Genomic DNA, 17,648 nt, shown 5'->3' with positions numbered 1-17,648 from the left:
TGGGACGTGCTCTGCCCTGACATTCCATTTAGGCGGTTTATTTCATGCCTGCACTAAATCAGGCAACAGCTCGCAATGCTTTGGCCGCATCCACCATGGCCTGCAAGGAAGCTGCCGTTTCAGCCCAGCCCCGCGTCTTCAAACCGCAATCCGGATTCACCCACAAACGGTCGGCAGGCAAGCGCTTGGCAGCCTCCCCCAACAATCGGACCATCCAGTCCTTGTCAGGCACATTAGGCGAGTGAATGTCGTAAACACCCGGGCCGATGTGGTTGGGATACTCAAAGCTCTCGAAGGCATCCAACAAGAGCATGTTGGAGCGTGAGGTTTCGATCGTAATCACATCTGCGTCCATATCGGCAATGGACGGCATAATGTCGTTGAACTCCGAATAGCACATATGGGTATGGATCTGGGTTTCGTCGGACACGGCGCTGGTGGACAGGCGAAAGCAATCCACTGCCCAGTCCAGATACGCCTGCCAATCCCCATGACGTAGCGGCAAACCTTCACGAAAGGCCGGCTCATCAAGCTGGATGACACGAATACCCGCCTGCTCCAGATCCAAGACCTCATCGCGCAGGGCTAACGCCAATTGACGGCAGGTATCAGCGCGCGGCTGATCGTCACGAACAAAGGACCACTGCAACATCGTCACCGGGCCGGTCAGCATGCCTTTGACGGGACGCTCGGTCAAAGACTGGGCATAAGAGGACCAAGCCACGCTCATCGGTGCCAGCCGCAACACATCACCAAAGATAATTGGCGGCTTGACGCAACGCGAACCGTAGCTTTGCACCCAACCATTTTGCGTAAAAGCAAAACCACCCAACAACTCCCCAAAATACTCCACCATATCGTTGCGCTCGGCCTCGCCATGCACCAAAACATCCAGCCCAACGCGTTCCTGAAAACGGATGACTTGCTCGATTTCAGCCTGCATGGCTTTTTCATAAGCCGCATCACTGAGCGCACCGCCACGCCAATCGCGTCGAGCCGTACGAATTTCAGTGGTCTGAGGGAAGGAACCAATAGTGGTGGTGGGATAGGCGGGCAAATTCAGCTTGTTGCGCTGAGCTTCAATACGTTGAGCAAATGGAGTTCGTTGACGCTTGAACTGGTTAATTTTGGCCATCTGGGCTTGTACCGCAGGATTGTGCGTACGCTTGGACTCACGGCGCGATTTCAAAGCAGCTTGTTGAGCTTGAACCGCCTGCTGCCCCGCTTCATCCAAGGAGCCATCCAGCAACCCTTGCAACAGCTTGAGTTCATCAAGTTTCTGCACCGCAAAGGATAGCCAGCTCTTTAGTTCAGCATCCAGGCCTGTTTCACTCTGTACGTCCACGGGCACATGCAAAAGCGAGCAGGAGGGTGCTATCCACAGTCGCTCACCCAAGGCCGCTTTCAAGGGTTCCAGAGTTTGAAGTGTTTTTTCCAGATCAGTACGCCAAATATCGCGCCCCGAGATGACGCCGGCAGACAGCACCTGGTCTTGCCCCAATACCGCTTGCACCGCCTGTAAAGCAGCCGGTGCGCACACAGCGTCCACATGCACACCCGCAATGGGCAAGTCTTTCAAGACCGTGACATTTTCGTGCAGATCATCAAAATAGGTCGCCAGCAGCAGCTTCAAACCGGATTGGTTCAGGCTTTGATAGACACAACGGAAGGCGTCCTGCCACTCTTGAGGCAAATCCAGAACCAGAACAGGTTCATCAATCTGTACCCATTCCACACCCTGGGCTTTGAAACGAGCCAGCACTTGCTCATAAACTGGTAACAAGGCGTCCAGCAAAGCGAGCTTGCCCACATCGGTCAAGCCCTCATACGCATCTCCCTTACCCAGCCACAACCACGTCAAGGGACCAGGAATCACGGGCTTGACCTTGTACCCCAGAGCCTTGGCCTCCTCAATCTGCTCAAACAAGAACTCACGGGCTATCCGAAAACCTTGACCTGGTGCGAGCTCGGGGACGATGTAGTGGTAATTCGTATTGAACCATTTGGTCATTTCACAAGCGGCGACAGCCCTACCGCTGGGCGCACGGCCACGCGCCATGCGAAACAAAGTATCCAGAGACACGGGGGCATTTTCAGCCTGGCCGAACCGGACGGGAACCGCTCCCAGCAAGGTGCTCCACTCCAAAATCTGGTCATACCAGGCAAAATCACCCACAGGCACGGTGTCCAGGCCTGCCTTGCTTTGCAAATCCCAATGCCGAGCACGCAAGGCCTTGCCTGTATCCAAGAGCTCTTGCTGGCTTACCTGGCTGGCCCAATAGGCTTCCAAAGCGCGCTTTAATTCGCGTTGTATCCCCATACGGGGAAAACCCAGATTATGAATAACAGTCATAGTAAACCCATAAATTAGAAATAAGCGGCCCGCATCAGGCGCTCGAAAACTATTGTGCCTGTATAATTACTTGAAAAAAAATCAAATAAACCATGCTAATTATGAGTTTCTCTCAACATGCTTGAAATTCGTCATCTCGAGACCCTAACCGCCATTCGTGACAGCGGCAGCTTGCAGGAAGCCGCCGAGCGTCTACATGTCACACAGTCCGCCCTCTCGCACCAACTGCGAGATCTGGAGGTGCGACTTCAAGTGCAATTACTGAACCGGCGTACCCGCCCTGCCCGCCTGACCACGGCTGCCTTACGCATCCTGGTTCTGGCCGATGACATCTTGCCGCGTGTACGTGCTACCGAACGTGATCTGCAACGGCTTGCCGCCGGACGTACGGGGCGCCTGCATGTGGCGATTGATTGTCATTCCTGCTTTCAATGGTTGATGCCCGCGCTGGACGCATTCAGGCAGCAATGGCCTGATGTCACGCTGGACTTGAGTGCGGCGTTTTCTTTTGCGCCCTTGCCCGCCTTGATGCGAGGGGATTTGGATGTGGTGATTACGTCGGACCCACAGGACAATCCCGCCGTCCACTACGAGCCCCTGTTTCGCTACGAATTGGTGCTGGCCGTATCCAACCAACATCCTTTGTCACAGTACCGCTATGTAGAGCCTTTCCAACTGACGGATCAAGTCCTGATTACCTACCCGGTAGAACGCAATCGTCTGGATATTTTCACGCAGTTCCTGACACCAGCCGATGTGGAGCCTGCCGCTGTTCGACAGGCCGAACTGACGCCCATGATCGTGCAACTGGTTGCCAGCCAACGCGGCGTGACGGCTTTGCCGAACTGGGCTTTGACGGAGTTTCTGAACCCGGCTTCGATTCGTACCTGCCGTTTGGGCGAGCACGGTATCTGGCGTACGCTTTACGCCGCAGTGCGCAGCGAGGACTTACAGGCGGATTATGTACAGGCCTTTTTGGCGCAAGCACGCGAGACCTGCTTCAAAAGCCTACAAGGCATTGTGGCCGCGCAACCTTGAACTATTTAACGGTGGCATAGCAAAACACCTGAACCGCTATATAGATAAAGGGGACGTATTAACGAGCGTACTCCACACTTGGGCAACGTACGTTTTTTATGGCCGCAGCATACAGCCTAGAGGTGCCGCAAAGCATTGCCGATGAAGGGGCGCACTCAAGCCGGATCGTCTTCCCAATCACCCAATATTTGCTGCAAGATACGACCCGAGAAGCCGCGGCTGGCCATGAAGCGATATTGTTTGGCGTAACTGCGAGGATCATCTGGTGGCGCACTGAATTTCTTGCCCCACACTTGCTTAGCCCGTTCCAGCTCGGTCGCCATCAATTCTTCTTTGATGATCTCGGTCTGCTCTACATCCACGCCATGCTGGCGCAGTTCTTGCAGAATGACCCGGGTGCCCACACGCGAGGCACGGCGGTTCACGACACTATGCGCAAAGCGCTCGTTGGACAGCCATTTCTGCTCGACCAAGGCGTCGAGCAAGGCTTCCACTTCTTCAGCACTTTCTGCATGAGGGGCCAGTCGGCGGCCCAATTCCAGGCGCGAGTATTCGCGTCGGGATAAAAAATTCAAGGCTCTGGCTTTAAGAGACAGCCCCGGCCGTTTGGACGAGGCTTTATTTTCCGTAGCCGGCGCAGTATCACCCGAACGATTTTCTACATTTCTGCCCGCCCGTGTGGGTCGGGCAGAAAGCGCAGCAATGCGCTCCCTTTGAGCTTGTTTACGTTCCCGGATTTCTTCCGGGTCTGTCTCAAAGGGTTCATCATCGAACTCTGGGGGGAAAATCAGACTTCTCCCTGGGCCGGATCAACCACAGGGGCCGTAACTGGGCGGCTGGTTGCGGCGCCCATCAAGACAACGCCCAATTTTTCACGCACTTTATTTTCGATTTCACGGGCCAGTTCGGGGCGCTCTTTCAGGAATTCACGCACATTGTCCTTACCTTGGCCAATCCGGTTGCCATCGTAGCTGTACCAAGCGCCCGCCTTATCGACCACGCCCGTTTGCACACCCAGATCGATAATCTCGCCTTCACGAGAAATACCGCTGCCGTACATGATGTCAAATTCGGTTTGCTTGAAAGGCGGTGCAACTTTGTTCTTGACCACTTTGACTCGGGTTTCGTTACCCACCATTTCGTCGCCACGTTTAATGGAACCGATACGGCGAATGTCCAGACGCACGGAAGAATAAAACTTCAGTGCGTTACCACCCGTGGTGGTTTCAGGGTTGCCGAACATGACACCAATCTTCATACGAATCTGGTTAATGAAGATCACCATACAATTGGCGCGCTTGATGGTTGCCGTCAATTTACGCAAGGCCTGGCTCATCAGGCGGGCTTGCAGACCGGGCAGGGAGTCGCCCATATCGCCTTCGATTTCAGCCTTGGGAGTCAGGGCCGCCACTGAGTCGATAACGATCAGGTCAACCGAACCCGAACGCACCAGGGCTTCAGTAATCTCCAGGGCCTGTTCGCCGGTATCGGGCTGAGAGATCAGCAGATCGCCCAGGTTCACGCCCAGCTTTTGCGCGTACTGCACATCCAGCGCGTGCTCGGCATCAATAAAGGCACACGTGCCTTTAAGTTTTTGCATTTCTGCAATGACTTGCAGAGTCAACGTGGTTTTACCCGAGGATTCCGGGCCGTAAATCTCAATAACTCGACCGCGTGGCAGGCCACCGACGCCCAAAGCAATGTCCAGACCCAGCGAACCCGTAGAGACCACCTGGATGTCATGCTCGACGTTGTCGTCGCCATAACGCATGATCGAGCCCTTGCCGAACTGCTTTTCGATTTGCGACAGAGCGGCGGCCAGCGCTTTGGAACGTTCCGAGGCCACTGCTTTACTGTTTTTATCGTCCATGAAAAATCCTTGACTGTGGAATGGCGCCCCAACGGACGGGCACGGCAATTAAAAATCAAACCTAATTATTGCATCAAATTATACTGTATATATACACAGATATTCAAATATATTCACCAAGCGCCATCGTTATCCCCTACTGACCGGCCTGTCGAGCTTATGCAACAATGCCGAACAGCCATTCAATCATTTGTTTGTGTAGGGTCATGCGCATACTCATAGCCGAAGACGACAGTATTCTCGCGGATGGACTTTCTCGTTCCTTACGCTACGAAGGCTATGCGGTCGATGTCGTGCACGATGGCGATAGCGCAGACTCCGCCTTGCAGTTGCAAAGCTTCGACCTTCTGATCCTGGATCTGGATCTGCCCAAAAAAAACGGCCTGTCGGTGCTGCAGTCAATCCGCCAGCGCCAGGACACCTTGCCCGTTCTGATTCTGACCGCCAGCGACACCGTAGAACAGCGCGTACGCGGCCTGGACCTGGGCGCGGACGACTATATGTCCAAACCCTTTGCCCTGACCGAGCTCGAAGCCCGTGTACGTGCCTTGACGCGTCGCAGCACGGGCACCAGCAGCGCTTTGCTGCATCACAAACGGCTGAGCTTCGATCTGAAAGGGCGCATGGCTTATATAGATAATCAGCCTTTGGAGCTGTCGGCACGCGAAACCAGTTTGCTGGAGATTTTCCTGTCGCGCAGCGGTCGCATGATCAGCAAGAACCAGTTTGTGGACCTGCTCTGCGAGTGGGGCGAGGAAGTCACCCCGAATGCCATCGAGGTCTACATCCACCGCCTGCGCAAGAAGTTGGAGCCTAGCGGTGTACGCATCCTGACTGTGCGGGGTTTGGGATACTGTCTGGAACCAGAAAAACTGCGAGAAGACGCTCCAGCCTAAGGGATCGTCCATGCAGCACGCCAGCCCGCCCCCAAAAAATACCGACGCACGCGCAAAAGACAAGCGCGTGGCTCCGCGCCCGCTCATCCACAAGATCATGATCTGGATTTTCGGGCCTTTGTTCTTGCTGTGGACAGTGGGCATTGTCATTACTTATTTCATCGCCCAGCACATTGCCAACTCACCCTATGACCGCACCTTGCGCGATCACCTGGACTTGCTGCGAGTAGAAATCAGCCGTCAGGACCTGAGCCAAGCCATTCATTTGTCACATGGCGCGCAGACGATTTTGCGGCAGGAAAGCCCGACACCCACGTTATGGCAAATCCGCGATGCCAATGGCCAGCCGCTCGCTGGGAATGCCAGTTTGCCGGTTCCCGATAGCTGGAGCTACGACACCGACTTGCTGCGCTACCGAGACGTCACTCTGAACGATCAAAGTCTGCGACTGGCCTATGTCTGGGGCGGCAAGGACAAGAACAACACGCCCTTTCTGGCGGTTGCCGCCGAAACCAATGAACATAGAGCGGTTCTACACAGAGAAATTCTGATCGGGATGCTGACACCGCAATTTATTCTGGTGCCGCTGGCAGCCATGCTGGCGGGCCTGGGACTCACTCATGGCCTGGAGCCGCTGAACCTGCTGCAAGCGCGCTTGCGCGCCCGTGCGCCGGGCGATTTGTCACCCGTGGATCAGGAACAAGCGCCTGCCGAAATCGTGCCACTGATTGATGCCATGAATGGGCTACTGGCCCAGCAAGCACAGTTTTCAGCAACTCAACGCCAGTTTGTCGCCAATGCTGCTCATCAACTGAAAACTCCGCTTGCCGGGATACGCACCCAGGCCGAACTGGCCTTGCGCGAACGTGACCCAAAGCAGACCGAAGCCAGCCTGCAACAACTGGTACGCGGCACCGACCGCGCCACGCGTCTGGTTACCCAAATGCTGGCCTTGGCGCGCGCCGAGAGCAGTGACACCCTGTACGCCTCCACCCAGCAAACCCTGGACCTGAATACGCTAACCGAATTGCACGTAGGCCAACGTGTACCCGATGCCCTAGAGCTTGGACTGGACCTGGGCCTGGAAAACCATACCAAAGCCATCCTTTTGCAAGCCGATCCGGTCCTGCTCGATGAACTGATCAACAATCTGCTGGACAACGCCCTGATCTACACCCCGAAGGGCGGGTGGGTCACCATGCGTACCGGCCAGGCCCCAGGCAAAGCGTGGCTGGAAATTGAGGACAACGGACCCGGCATTCCCACTGAACATCAAGCACGGATTTTTGATCGTTTTTATCGCATCATGGGCAACCAGGCGGACGGTAGTGGTCTGGGGCTGGCCATTGTGCGGGAAATCGCCGAGATTCACGGCGCCTCTATCGACTTTATGCCACTGACTGGGGGCCAGGAAAGTGGCCTGCGCTTGCGAGTCAGTTTCCCACTGTCTTTGCCTTGGAGAGCCTGAACCCATGCCCCAGACAATCATCAGTGCTGCCCTTCCGAAAACCAAGAACAAACTGGATAGCCAAGGCCGCAAAGTTATTTTTGCCTCCGCCCTGGGCACCATGTTCGAGTGGTACGACTTTTACCTCTACGGCTCCATGGCCGCCATTCTGGCGCAACACTTCTTTTCCGCCGTGAACCCGACGGCCGGCTTCATCTTCGCCTTACTGGCCTTTGCCGCCGGTTTTGCAGTGCGCCCTTTTGGCGCCCTGCTCTTTGGTCGAATCGGCGACCGTGTGGGCCGTAAGTACACCTTTCTGATCACCATCTTGCTCATGGGTCTGTCCACCTTTCTGGTGGGTGTGCTGCCCAGCTATGAGGCCATCGGAATTGCCGCCCCCATCATGCTGATCGTTCTGCGCCTGTTGCAGGGACTGGCCATGGGCGGCGAATATGGCGGTGCCGCCACCTATGTGGCTGAATACGCACCCCAGCACCGACGCGGCTTTTACACTAGCTGGATTCAGACCACCGCGTCAGTCGGTTTGCTGCTGTCCCTGCTGGTCATCATGGGCATACGCAGCCTGGTCGGCGAAGACGCCTTTGTCGTGTGGGGCTGGCGCATTCCATTTCTGATTTCCGTTCTGTTGCTGGCCATCTCCGTGTGGATACGAATGAATCTAAAAGAGTCCCCGGCCTTTCAGCACATCAAGGAAGAAGGCACGCTCTCGACCTCGCCTATTACCGAGTCTTTTGGCCGTTGGGCGAATCTGCGTATTGCCTTGCTGGCCTTGTTTGGGCTGACCGCAGGCCAAGGCGTGGTGTGGTACACGGGGCAGTTTTACGCCTTGTTTTTCATCACCCACATGCTGGGTTTGCACCCCACCCTGGCGCAAACCTTGATGGTGATTTCTCTGTTACTGGCCACTCCGCTGTTTATCTTTTTTGGCTGGCTCTCAGATCAAATTGGGCGCAAACCCATCATCCTGACGGGCTGCTTGCTCGCTGCCCTGACCTATTACCCGGCCTTCCAGGGCCTGGCCTATTTTGCCAATCCCGCTTTGGTCCAGGCGCAACGCAACGCCCCCGTGACTGTCATCACCGACCCGGCCAGTTGTTCTTTCCAATTCAATCCGGTGGGCAGCCATACCTTCACCAGCTCTTGCGATATCGTGAAGTCCTATATGGCCAGCCACGCTGTCAGCTACAACAACGTCACAGGCTCACCCGGCCAGGTGGCCCAGGTGCGTATTGGCGACCATGTTATTGACGGCTTTGAAGGCGGGGATCTGAGCCGAGCCGATTTTGCTCGCCACTCGCAAGAACTAAAAAATGAACTGACCCAGACCATGCGCCAGTATGGCTACCCGAACGGTGCTGATCCGGCCCAGACCAATAAAGTCATGCTGGTGCTCCTGCTGACGTACCTGGTGGGTTTGGTCACGGCGGTCTATGGCCCTATCGCGGCCATGCTGGTGGAAATGTTCCCGATTCGCATCCGCTACACGTCCATGAGCCTGCCCTATCACATCGGCAACGGCTGGTTCGGGGGATTTTTACCCACCCTGTCCTTTGCCATCATTGCCGTCACCGGCAATATATATGATGGTTTGTGGTATCCGATCTTGATCTGTCTGGTCACCGTTGCAATTGGCGCTCCCTTTGTGCGGGAAACCCGCCACAACGACATCAATCGTTAGCAACGCCTTGCATCCGAACGCTTTTCGCCTGCCATTGCGCGCCCCCTCTCAGGCAAATGCAAGGGTCCGTAAATGGCCGGGCGACACAAGAAGATCTGCGCGTACAATCGAACATTGCCTCGGGCATGGTGCCCGCTTCCTTTATCTGTTTAATTATCTTCGTATCCATGTGGTTTAAGAATCTACGCATCTATCGTCTCTCCCCCGACTGGGTATGTTCCGCCCAAGAGCTGGAAGAAGCTCTGTCCAAACACAGCTTCACCCCTGGCTCCAGCCAGGAGCCGTTGAGCCTGGGCTGGGTCAGCCCCCGCGAGAACAATGCCCTGGTACATGAAGTCAACGGCCAGTACCTGATCGCTTTGCGTGCCGAAAAGAAGCTGCTGCCCACCACCGTGATCAATCAAGTCGCTCGTGAAAAGGCTCGTGATATCGAAGAGCAACAAGGCTACAAACCCGGCCGAAAGCAAATGAAGGAAATCAAGGAACAAGTCATTGTGGACTTGATGCCTCGCGCCTTCGCCGTCTCACGCGACACCCGTGTGTGGATCGACACCCGCAACCACTGGCTGGCTATCGATGCCGCTGCCACCGCCAAGAGCGACGAAGTGCTGGGCCTGCTGGCCAAGAGCATAGAGCCCTTCCCCGTGCAGCCCCTGTACACCGAGCAATCGCCCGCTGCAGCCATGACCTCCTGGCTGGTGGATGAAGAACAACTGGCCAACTTCACCGTGGACCAGGACACCGAGTTGCGCTCTACTGGCGACAGCGGTGCTGCCGTGCGCTACGTCAAGCAAAGCGCGGATATAGCCGAAGTCCGCAAGCACGTGGAGGCTGGCAAGCAGTGCACCCGTTTGGCCATGACCTGGGCGGATCGCATCAGCTTTGTGCTGACCGACGCGCTGGACGTCAAACGCGTGGCCCCGCTGGATATCCTGACTGAAAAACAAGACGTGACGGCCGTCAACGATGACGAAATTTTTGATGCCGACATGACCTTGATGACCTCCGAGCTGGCCAAGATGATCAGCGATCTGGTCGAAGTGCTGGGCGGCGAACGCAAGTAAAGCCCGTCCACATAGCCTAGCTGAACCGCCCTTCAGGTCAGTTCCTGTTGGGCGGCGCGATACACACCAGGCGTCATTCCCGTCCAATGGCGAAAGGCCCGGTGAAAAGTCGCTGGCGAACTGAATTTCAATGCATAAGCAATTTCAGCCAGCGACATATCTTTGCGCAGCAATTTGAAAATTGCCAAGTCTCGGCGCAATTCATCCTTGATCCCCTGAAACGACAGGCCTTCTTCTTGCAGCCTGCGGATCAAGGTGCGTGCGGACATATGCAGTTTTCCCGACACATCCTCTAGGGTATGACCCAAGTCGGCATGCAGAATTTCCCGTACCTTCAGGCGTAAGGCGTGTTCGCGATAGGAGGTAAAAATCCAGTCACGCGGGGCGCGTTCCAAAAAGGCCCGTGCCTCGACCTGCGTCCGTTGCGGGCGCACCTGCCCCAACTCCACCTGAAACAAAATATGCGAACAGGGCACATCAAAACAGACTGAAGCAGGAAACAATACAGAATAGTCCGCCGCAAAGGCCGGTCGAGCAAATGCAAACGCAACCTGTTGCACCGGCACTTCACGTCCCACCAGCCAGGAGACAATGCCGTGCGTGAATTTCAACATGAGCGCATGACCGAAGCGATGTACAACGGCCGTGGAATAACGCGGCACCAATTCGATGCCTAACTCCTTGTCAGTGCGGATCAGGTTCAAGCTGAAATCGTCCAGCAGCAGATTCCAAAACTGGGTAAAACGATACAAGGCCACATTGATGGAAGGCGCATCTCGCACGGTGCGCACAATGTACTTCAAGGCCCCTGAACGAATCGGACGTGTCCAAAAACCCATCATTTCATCACCTGTTTTCTTGGCGCTTTCCTGATACAAGCGCACTAACTGATCCCGCGTCAGCCGGGCACCGGGCCGATCAATAAAGCCCTTCACAATGCCCGCCTGCTTCAAGCACTGATCCAGAACCTCCTCCGAATAACTGGTGCGCAGGCTGTGAAACCAGTCTTGCACCAGATCCAGCGCCACCGTGGCGGTACGTGCGGCATCGACAGGCACGGGAAGCGCGCCGGGTGCACCATTCATTTTGTCATCCCCTCTAAGATTGTCACTTTTTGCATACTCGGCGTCAGTATTCGCTATTGGGTAAGGTGCTAAACCATCCTATGCTGACACACATAATACAAGGAGACATCACCATGTTAGGCACTGGAAATATGATGCACATGCCCTTGCTCATCAGTTCAATTCTCACCCACGCCCTAGAGAATAACCCTGAGCAGGAAATTGTTACCGCTTTGGATAATGGCGAGCTACATCGCTACCGCTATCTTGAATTTGCCCACCGAGTTCAGGATCTAGCCCTGGGACTGCACCGTGCAGGTCTGCAGCCCGGCGAGCGCGTGGCGACTTTGGCATGGAATACCTACCGCCACCTGGAAATTTACTACGCCACCTCGGGCATCGGTCTGATCTGTCACACCGTCAATCCCCGTCTGACGTACGAGCAAATTGCCTTCATCATCAATGATGCCCAAGACACGGTGATGTTCTACGACGAACATTTCGAAGAAATGGTCAACTATCTGCGCGGCCAATGCCCCACCGTCACGCAGTGGGTGCGCATGGGCAGCCAGGCCCACGGCCCGTTGGCTGACGAATACGAAAGCTGGCTGGGCAATGACACCACCGGCTTTACATGGCCCGTGTTTGACGAGAACACAGCCAGCGGCCTGTGCTACACCTCCGGGACCACGGGCGAGCCCAAAGGCGTGCTGTATACCCACCGCTCCACGCTCTTGCATGCCTACGCCTCATCCCACCCCAATGCCCTGAGCATTGCCAGCAGCGATACCATCATGCCTTTGGTGCCCATGTTTCATGTCAACGCCTGGGGCCTGCCGTATTCAGGCTTGCTGTCCGGCGCCAAGCTGGTGCTTCCCGGTGCGAACCTGCAAGGCGAACGTATTTATTCCTTATGTGAACAGGCGGGTGTCACTCTGTCTGCGGGTGTACCCACCATCTGGAAAACCGTGCTGGACTACGCCAAAGCGACTGACAAACCGTTCAGCACCTTGAGCCGCATTCTGATTGGCGGCTCGGCTTGTCCCCCCAATATGATTGCCACCTGGGCCAGCTACGGCATTACCGTTCGCCACGCCTGGGGGATGACGGAAACCTCGCCGCTGGGCACGGTATGCCAATTGCTCCCCAAGCACAGCAATCTGCCCGAAGCGCAGAAACAACACGTGCTGGCCTCGCAAGGCCGAGCCCTGTTCGGCGTGCGCCTGAAAACCGTCGACGACCAAGGCAATACCTTGCCACGCGATGGCAAGAGCAGCGGCCACCTGCTGATCCAGGGCAACTGGATCATGGACCGCTATTACGGCAAACCTGATCTGGCCAGTGAAAACGGCTGGTTTCGCACCGGTGACGTAGGCGCCATCGACGCCGATGGCTACGTCTACATTACCGACCGCAGTAAAGATGTGATCAAGTCCGGTGGCGAATGGATTTCCTCGATCGAGATCGAGAACATCGCCATGGAGGAACCTTTGGTCGAGCTGGCAGCCTGCATCGCCCAAGCGGACGACAAGTGGGGGGAACGCCCTGTGCTGTTCGTGGTGCCACGCGAAGGGGCTGATCTGGACGAGACCCAGATGCTGCGACGCTATCAGGATCGTGTCACCCGCTGGTCGGTACCCGACAAAGTAATTTTCATCGACCAGATGCCCATGACGGCAACTGGCAAGATCCAAAAAATGGCACTGCGAAAAATGCTGGCCGATCAAACCAATCCCAGCTGACTTGCACTGCCGCCCTCGCGATTACGTAACACAAGGAGTTTTTTATGGCCGCCCCTTTCCTGCTGACCACCGAGTTGGACAACATCGGAATTGTCACGCTGAACAAGGCGCACAAGCGCAACGCCCTGGATGAAGATGCCATTGCTGAAATTGATGCGTACTTCTCCAATATTCCCGAGCACATCCGGGTCATTCTGATGAAGGCAGAAGGCGACCATTTCTGCGCGGGCCTGGACCTGAAAGAACACCACGACAAAGAACGCGGCGCGGTGGATTTTTTGCGCGTTTGCCAAAGCTGGCACCGTGCGTTCGACAAGATCGAACATGGTGGCATCCCCGTCATCGCCTGCTTGCAGGGCGCCGTCGTGGGCGGTGGTCTGGAACTGGCCAGTGCGGCGCACATTCGTGTCGCAGACAGCAGCACCTTTTTTGCCCTGCCTGAGGGCACACGCGGCATCTTTACCGGTGGTGGCGCTACCGTGCGTACCGCCAAAATCATCTCCCCCAACCGCATGATCGAACTGATGCTGACAGGCCGCGTACTTGATGCCGTGGAGGGAGAACGATTGGGCTTGGCGCATTACGTATGCAATAACGAAGCCAACCCTAAAACTGCTTATGAGCTGAGCCTGGAACTGGCCCAGCGCATTGCAGGCAATGCCATCTTGTCGAACTACGCCATTGTCAGCTCGATCAGCCGCATTGCCGATATGTCTGCCACCGATGGCCTCTTTGCCGAGGGCTTGATGGCAGCCGTAGTACAAACCGGGCGAGATGTGCAGGACCGCTTGGGGGAGTTTGTTAATAAGAAAGCTCATAAAGTGAAGCCGACCAAATAACATCGGCCAGGCGAACATGGGCAGTAATCACAACAATACGGAGACAAAACCATGCTGTCGCATCAAGAGTTAAGCCGGAAACTAGCCGGACTACAGGAATATGAGCAACTCAAGTCGCAGCGGCGGCGTCTGGCATTTGCCTGCGCCGGCCTCTGCCTGGGGCTGACGGGCCTGCTCATCGTAACGGCCATTTTTTGGCCCGGCGTTCTAACCCATGAGCTGGGCAGTGGAGGAGCTGTCAACAGTGGCATGGTGTACGGAATAGGACTGATTTTTGTGTCCTGGTTATTAACCGGCGTGTATATCCATATCGCCAACACCCGCTTTGACCCGCTGTGCGAGCGAGTACTGGCAAAGGTACGCCCATGAATACACAAGCCATTCTGATCTTTGCGGCTTTTGTCCTGGTTACCCTGGGCATTACCTACTGGGCCTCGTCGCGCACACGTTCCAGCTCGGACTTTTACACGGCAGGAGGCGGCATTACCGGCACGCAAAATGGCCTGGCCATTGTGGGCGACTACATGTCCGCTGCAACCTTGCTGGGCATTTCGTCCCTGGCCTTTACCAACGGCTTTGACTCGCTGCTGTATGCGGTTTGCGCCTTCATGGGCTGGCCGATCATCATGTTTCTGATTGCCGAGCGCCTGCGCAACCTGGGCCGCTACACCTTGAGCGACATCGTCTCATACCGGCTGGATGAACGCAGCACGCGCATCTTTACTGCGATCAGCTCGCTGACGGTAGTGCTGTTTTACCTGATCGTGCAAATGGTCGGCGCAGGGCAACTGGTGCAACTGCTGTTTGGCATCGACTACACCTATGCCGTGGTGGCCGTGGGCTTGCTCATGATGGTGTACGTCGTGGTGGGCGGCATGGTGGCAACCACCTGGGTACAGATCATCAAGGCGATTTTGATGATGGGTAATGGCTTTTTGATGGCTGCCCTGGCCATGTGGTATTTCAACTTTGACTTTTCTGCCATGGTCAGCGCTGCTGCCGATCATCATCAGGCAGGCCAAGCCATGAAGGGCCCCTGGAAGCTGATGGCCGATCCGTTCTCGGGTCTGTCCCTGGCCGTTTCCCTGGTGTTTGGCATTGCAGGTCTGCCCCACATCATGATGCGTTTTTTCACCGTACCTGATGCACGCGCAGCCCGTAAATCGGTATTCGTGGCAACCGGGCTGATGGGCGTGTTCTTTGTGGTGATCTGCTTTCTGGGTCTGGCTGCCATGGCCATCTTGCCCAACCACCCCGAGTTCTATGTGGATGGCAAGGTTGGGGGCATGGTGTTGGGCGGCTCGAACATGCCTATCATGCATCTGGCAACGGCCTTGGGCGGCAATCTGCTGTTTGGTTTGCTGGCCGCCGTGTCCTTTGCCACGATTCTGGCCGTGGTCAGTGGCCTGACCTTGGCAGGAGCATCAGCGGTCGCTCACGATCTGTACGCCAAAGTCATCCGCCGTGACGACGTCACGCCATCGCAAGCCATGCGCGTCAACCGCCTGGCATCAATCGGTATTGGGTTCGTGGCCATTTTTCTGGGCCTGTTGTTCCGTGGCCAAAACGTGGCTTTCCTGGTTGCCCTGGCCTTCAGTATTGCCGCCTCGGCTAACTTCCCGGTCTTGCTGATGTCCATGTACTGGCGCGGTGTCACTACCCGAGGCGTTATCTATGGCGGTTTGAGCGGCCTGCTCGTGGCGCTGGGCCTGGTGATTCTGTCTCCAGCCGTGTGGGTACGCATTCTGGGCTTTTCCGAGGCAGTATTCCCGTATGACTTCCCCACCCTGATTTCCATGCCTTTGGCATTTTTCATGATCTACTTTATATCAAAACTGGACAACAGCCGTCGCGCCAGCCAAGACCGTGATGGGTTTGACGCCCAGCAAGTCCGCGCTGAAACCGCAGTTGGTATTGCCGCTGTGTCTCACTAGGTACCTGGTACGCTGGCGGTAGCCCGGCCCGATCAGGTTACCGCCCCTTGTTTTAATTCATCCCAGCAGGAGCATCACCATGACAGAGTTAAACACCCCCGAAATTGCTCACTACATCGGAGGTGGCCAGCAGGCTGGCGCCGGTACCCGTACTCAACCGGTATACAACCCGGCCACCGGCCAGGTTAGCGCCAAAGTCAGACTGGGTAGCCAGCAAGATATTGACGCTGCGGTGGCCAGTGCCCAGGCCGCTTTCCCCGCCTGGGCCGACACCCCACCACTTCGCCGCGCCCGTGTCCTGTTCAATTTTTTGGCCTTGCTCAACGAGAACAAGGAAAAGCTGGCCGCCATGATTACGGCCGAGCATGGCAAGGTTCTGTCCGATGCAATGGGCGAAGTCACTCGCGGCATTGAAATTGTGGAGTTTGCTTGCGGCATTCCTCAACTGCTCAAAGGCGATTTCACCGAACAGGTCAGCACCAATATCGACAACTGGACCATGCGCCAGCCCCTGGGTGTGGTCGCGGGTATCACCCCTTTCAACTTTCCGGTCATGGTGCCCATGTGGATGTTCCCTGTAGCGATTGCTGCGGGCAACACCTTTGTGCTCAAACCCAGCCCTATCGACCCCAGCCCCAGCCTGTTTATTGCCGAGCTGCTGAAGCAGGCTGGCCTGCCCGATGGTGTGTTCAACGTGGTGCAAGGCGATAAAGACGCGGTTGAGGCCTTGGTCAATCATCAGGACGTGCAAGCCGTGTCCTTTGTGGGCTCCACCCCGATTGCCAACCGTATTTATGAAATGGGCGCCATTGGCGGCAAGCGCGTCCAGGCACTGGGTGGCGCCAAGAACCACCTGGTCGTCATGCCTGACGCCGACATCGACCTGACCGTGGACGCCCTTATCGGTGCCGCCTACGGTTCGGCAGGCGAGCGTTGCATGGCCATCTCAGTCGCTGTACTGGTGGGTGACTCTGCCGAGCGCATCCTGCCCAAGCTGGAAGAACGCACTCGCAGCCTGAAGATTCTGAACGGCACCAATGCAGCGGCAGAAATGGGCCCCATCGTGACGCAGCAAGCACGCGAGCGTATCAGCAGCTGCATCGACAAAGGTGTACAAGAAGGCGCCAAACTGCTGGTAGACGGTCGTAACTTTGACGGTGCCAAAGCCGGTGAAGGTTGCAAGGACGGCTTCTGGATGGGCGGTACCCTGTTCGATCACGTCACCCCCGACATGAGCGTCTATCAGGATGAAATCTTTGGCCCTGTTCTGTGCTGCGTACGTGTACCGGATCTAGCCAGTGCCATTGAACTGATCAACAAGCACCAGTTCGGCAACGGTGTCGCTTGCTTTACCAGTGACGGGAACGTGGCCCGTGAATTTGGCCGCCGCATCCACGTAGGTATGGTCGGTATCAACGTCCCAATTCCTGTCCCTATGGCCTGGCACGGTTTTGGTGGCTGGAAAAAGAGCCTGTTTGGCGACATGCACGCCTACGGTGAAGAAGGCGTGCGCTTTTACACACGCCAGAAATCCATCATGCAACGCTGGCCTGAGAGCATCTCCAAGGGTGCGGAATTTGCCATGCCTACATCCAAATAAACATGGATTTTCTGGGCTGAATTTTCGCCTGCAAGCGCCGATTCAGCGTGGCATGTCACCGCTATCAATCTGCTAACCCAGCCGATTTTAAAAGCGCTGTGA

The 17,648-nt window shown here is 56.1% G+C and carries 14 protein-coding genes; 10 read left to right on the top strand and 4 right to left on the bottom strand.

Features of this window, described 5'->3' with window-relative positions; genetic code table 11:
- Nucleotides 1–58 precede the first annotated feature (58 nt).
- On the bottom strand, nt 59–2,353 hold the full coding sequence (gene metE / locus LNA76_RS03270) for a 5-methyltetrahydropteroyltriglutamate--homocysteine S-methyltransferase (RefSeq protein ID WP_230017902.1): 2,295 nt from the start codon (nt 2,351–2,353) through the stop codon (nt 59–61).
- A 117-nt stretch (nt 2,354–2,470) separates the two neighbouring features.
- Here metE and LNA76_RS03265 point away from each other — a divergent pair, with 117 nt between their 5' ends.
- Nucleotides 2,471–3,391 carry a LysR family transcriptional regulator gene (locus LNA76_RS03265; RefSeq protein ID WP_121739037.1) on the top strand — a complete coding sequence of 307 codons (921 nt, stop codon included), beginning with the start codon at nt 2,471–2,473 and terminating at the stop codon, nt 3,389–3,391.
- 155 nt (nt 3,392–3,546) lie between these two features.
- Here LNA76_RS03265 and recX read toward each other — a convergent pair whose 3' ends face one another.
- Together recX and recA are read right to left on the bottom strand one after the other, a co-directional pair.
- Nucleotides 3,547–4,095 carry a recombination regulator RecX gene (recX, locus tag LNA76_RS03260; protein WP_257790051.1) on the bottom strand — a complete coding sequence of 183 codons (549 nt, stop codon included), beginning with the start codon at nt 4,093–4,095 and terminating at the stop codon, nt 3,547–3,549.
- 83 nt (nt 4,096–4,178) lie between these two features.
- A complete protein-coding gene (recA, locus tag LNA76_RS03255) occupies nt 4,179–5,261 on the bottom strand; it encodes a recombinase RecA (protein WP_230017900.1) in 1,083 nt (360 codons plus the stop codon).
- Nucleotides 5,262–5,467: 206 nt separating this feature from the next.
- Here recA and LNA76_RS03250 point away from each other — a divergent pair, with 206 nt between their 5' ends.
- The 4 genes from LNA76_RS03250 (at nt 5,468) to LNA76_RS03235 (ending at nt 10,367) form a co-directional block, all read left to right on the top strand.
- Complete coding sequence (locus tag LNA76_RS03250; RefSeq protein ID WP_094196964.1) at nt 5,468–6,157, top strand: response regulator transcription factor; 690 nt, start codon at nt 5,468–5,470, stop codon at nt 6,155–6,157.
- 10 nt (nt 6,158–6,167) lie between these two features.
- A complete protein-coding gene (locus LNA76_RS03245) occupies nt 6,168–7,625 on the top strand; it encodes a sensor histidine kinase (RefSeq protein ID WP_230017898.1) in 1,458 nt (485 codons plus the stop codon).
- Nucleotides 7,626–7,629: 4 nt separating this feature from the next.
- Nucleotides 7,630–9,303: an MFS transporter gene (locus LNA76_RS03240; protein ID WP_108727595.1), complete on the top strand. Its 1,674-nt coding sequence runs from the start codon at nt 7,630–7,632 to the stop codon at nt 9,301–9,303.
- Nucleotides 9,304–9,470: 167 nt separating this feature from the next.
- Nucleotides 9,471–10,367 (top strand): recombination-associated protein RdgC, encoded by an 897-nt coding sequence (locus tag LNA76_RS03235; RefSeq protein WP_108728719.1) that lies wholly within the window; start codon nt 9,471–9,473, stop codon nt 10,365–10,367.
- Between the two features lie 32 nt (nt 10,368–10,399).
- Here the strand turns inward: LNA76_RS03235 and LNA76_RS03230 are convergent, their stop codons facing one another.
- Nucleotides 10,400–11,452, bottom strand: a complete 1,053-nt coding sequence (locus LNA76_RS03230) for a helix-turn-helix domain-containing protein (RefSeq protein WP_199827824.1) — start codon at nt 11,450–11,452, stop codon at nt 10,400–10,402.
- A 113-nt stretch (nt 11,453–11,565) separates the two neighbouring features.
- Here LNA76_RS03230 and LNA76_RS03225 point away from each other — a divergent pair, with 113 nt between their 5' ends.
- The 5 genes from LNA76_RS03225 to LNA76_RS03205 all read left to right on the top strand — a co-directional run bounded on the left by LNA76_RS03225 (nt 11,566) and on the right by LNA76_RS03205 (nt 17,546).
- On the top strand, nt 11,566–13,173 hold the full coding sequence (locus tag LNA76_RS03225; protein WP_108727596.1) for a long-chain-fatty-acid--CoA ligase: 1,608 nt from the start codon (nt 11,566–11,568) through the stop codon (nt 13,171–13,173).
- Nucleotides 13,174–13,217: 44 nt separating this feature from the next.
- Nucleotides 13,218–14,012, top strand: coding sequence for a crotonase/enoyl-CoA hydratase family protein (locus LNA76_RS03220; protein WP_094196967.1), 795 nt, complete (start codon nt 13,218–13,220; stop codon nt 14,010–14,012).
- A 51-nt stretch (nt 14,013–14,063) separates the two neighbouring features.
- A complete protein-coding gene (locus LNA76_RS03215) occupies nt 14,064–14,381 on the top strand; it encodes a DUF485 domain-containing protein (protein ID WP_094196968.1) in 318 nt (105 codons plus the stop codon).
- A complete protein-coding gene (gene actP / locus LNA76_RS03210) occupies nt 14,378–15,946 on the top strand; it encodes a cation/acetate symporter ActP (protein ID WP_230017897.1) in 1,569 nt (522 codons plus the stop codon). Before LNA76_RS03215 ends, actP begins: the two co-directional genes overlap by 4 nt.
- A 79-nt stretch (nt 15,947–16,025) precedes the next feature.
- Nucleotides 16,026–17,546 carry a CoA-acylating methylmalonate-semialdehyde dehydrogenase gene (locus LNA76_RS03205; RefSeq protein WP_230017896.1) on the top strand — a complete coding sequence of 507 codons (1,521 nt, stop codon included), beginning with the start codon at nt 16,026–16,028 and terminating at the stop codon, nt 17,544–17,546.
- The last annotated feature ends 102 nt before the right edge of the window (nt 17,547–17,648 follow it).

It is taken from the genome of Alcaligenes sp. MMA (genome assembly GCF_020907215.1).
GTDB lineage: Bacteria > Pseudomonadota > Gammaproteobacteria > Burkholderiales > Burkholderiaceae_B > Alcaligenes > Alcaligenes aquatilis.
The sequence above is the reverse complement of the archived record's forward strand: the minus strand, read 5'-3'. Positions and strand labels throughout refer to the sequence as shown.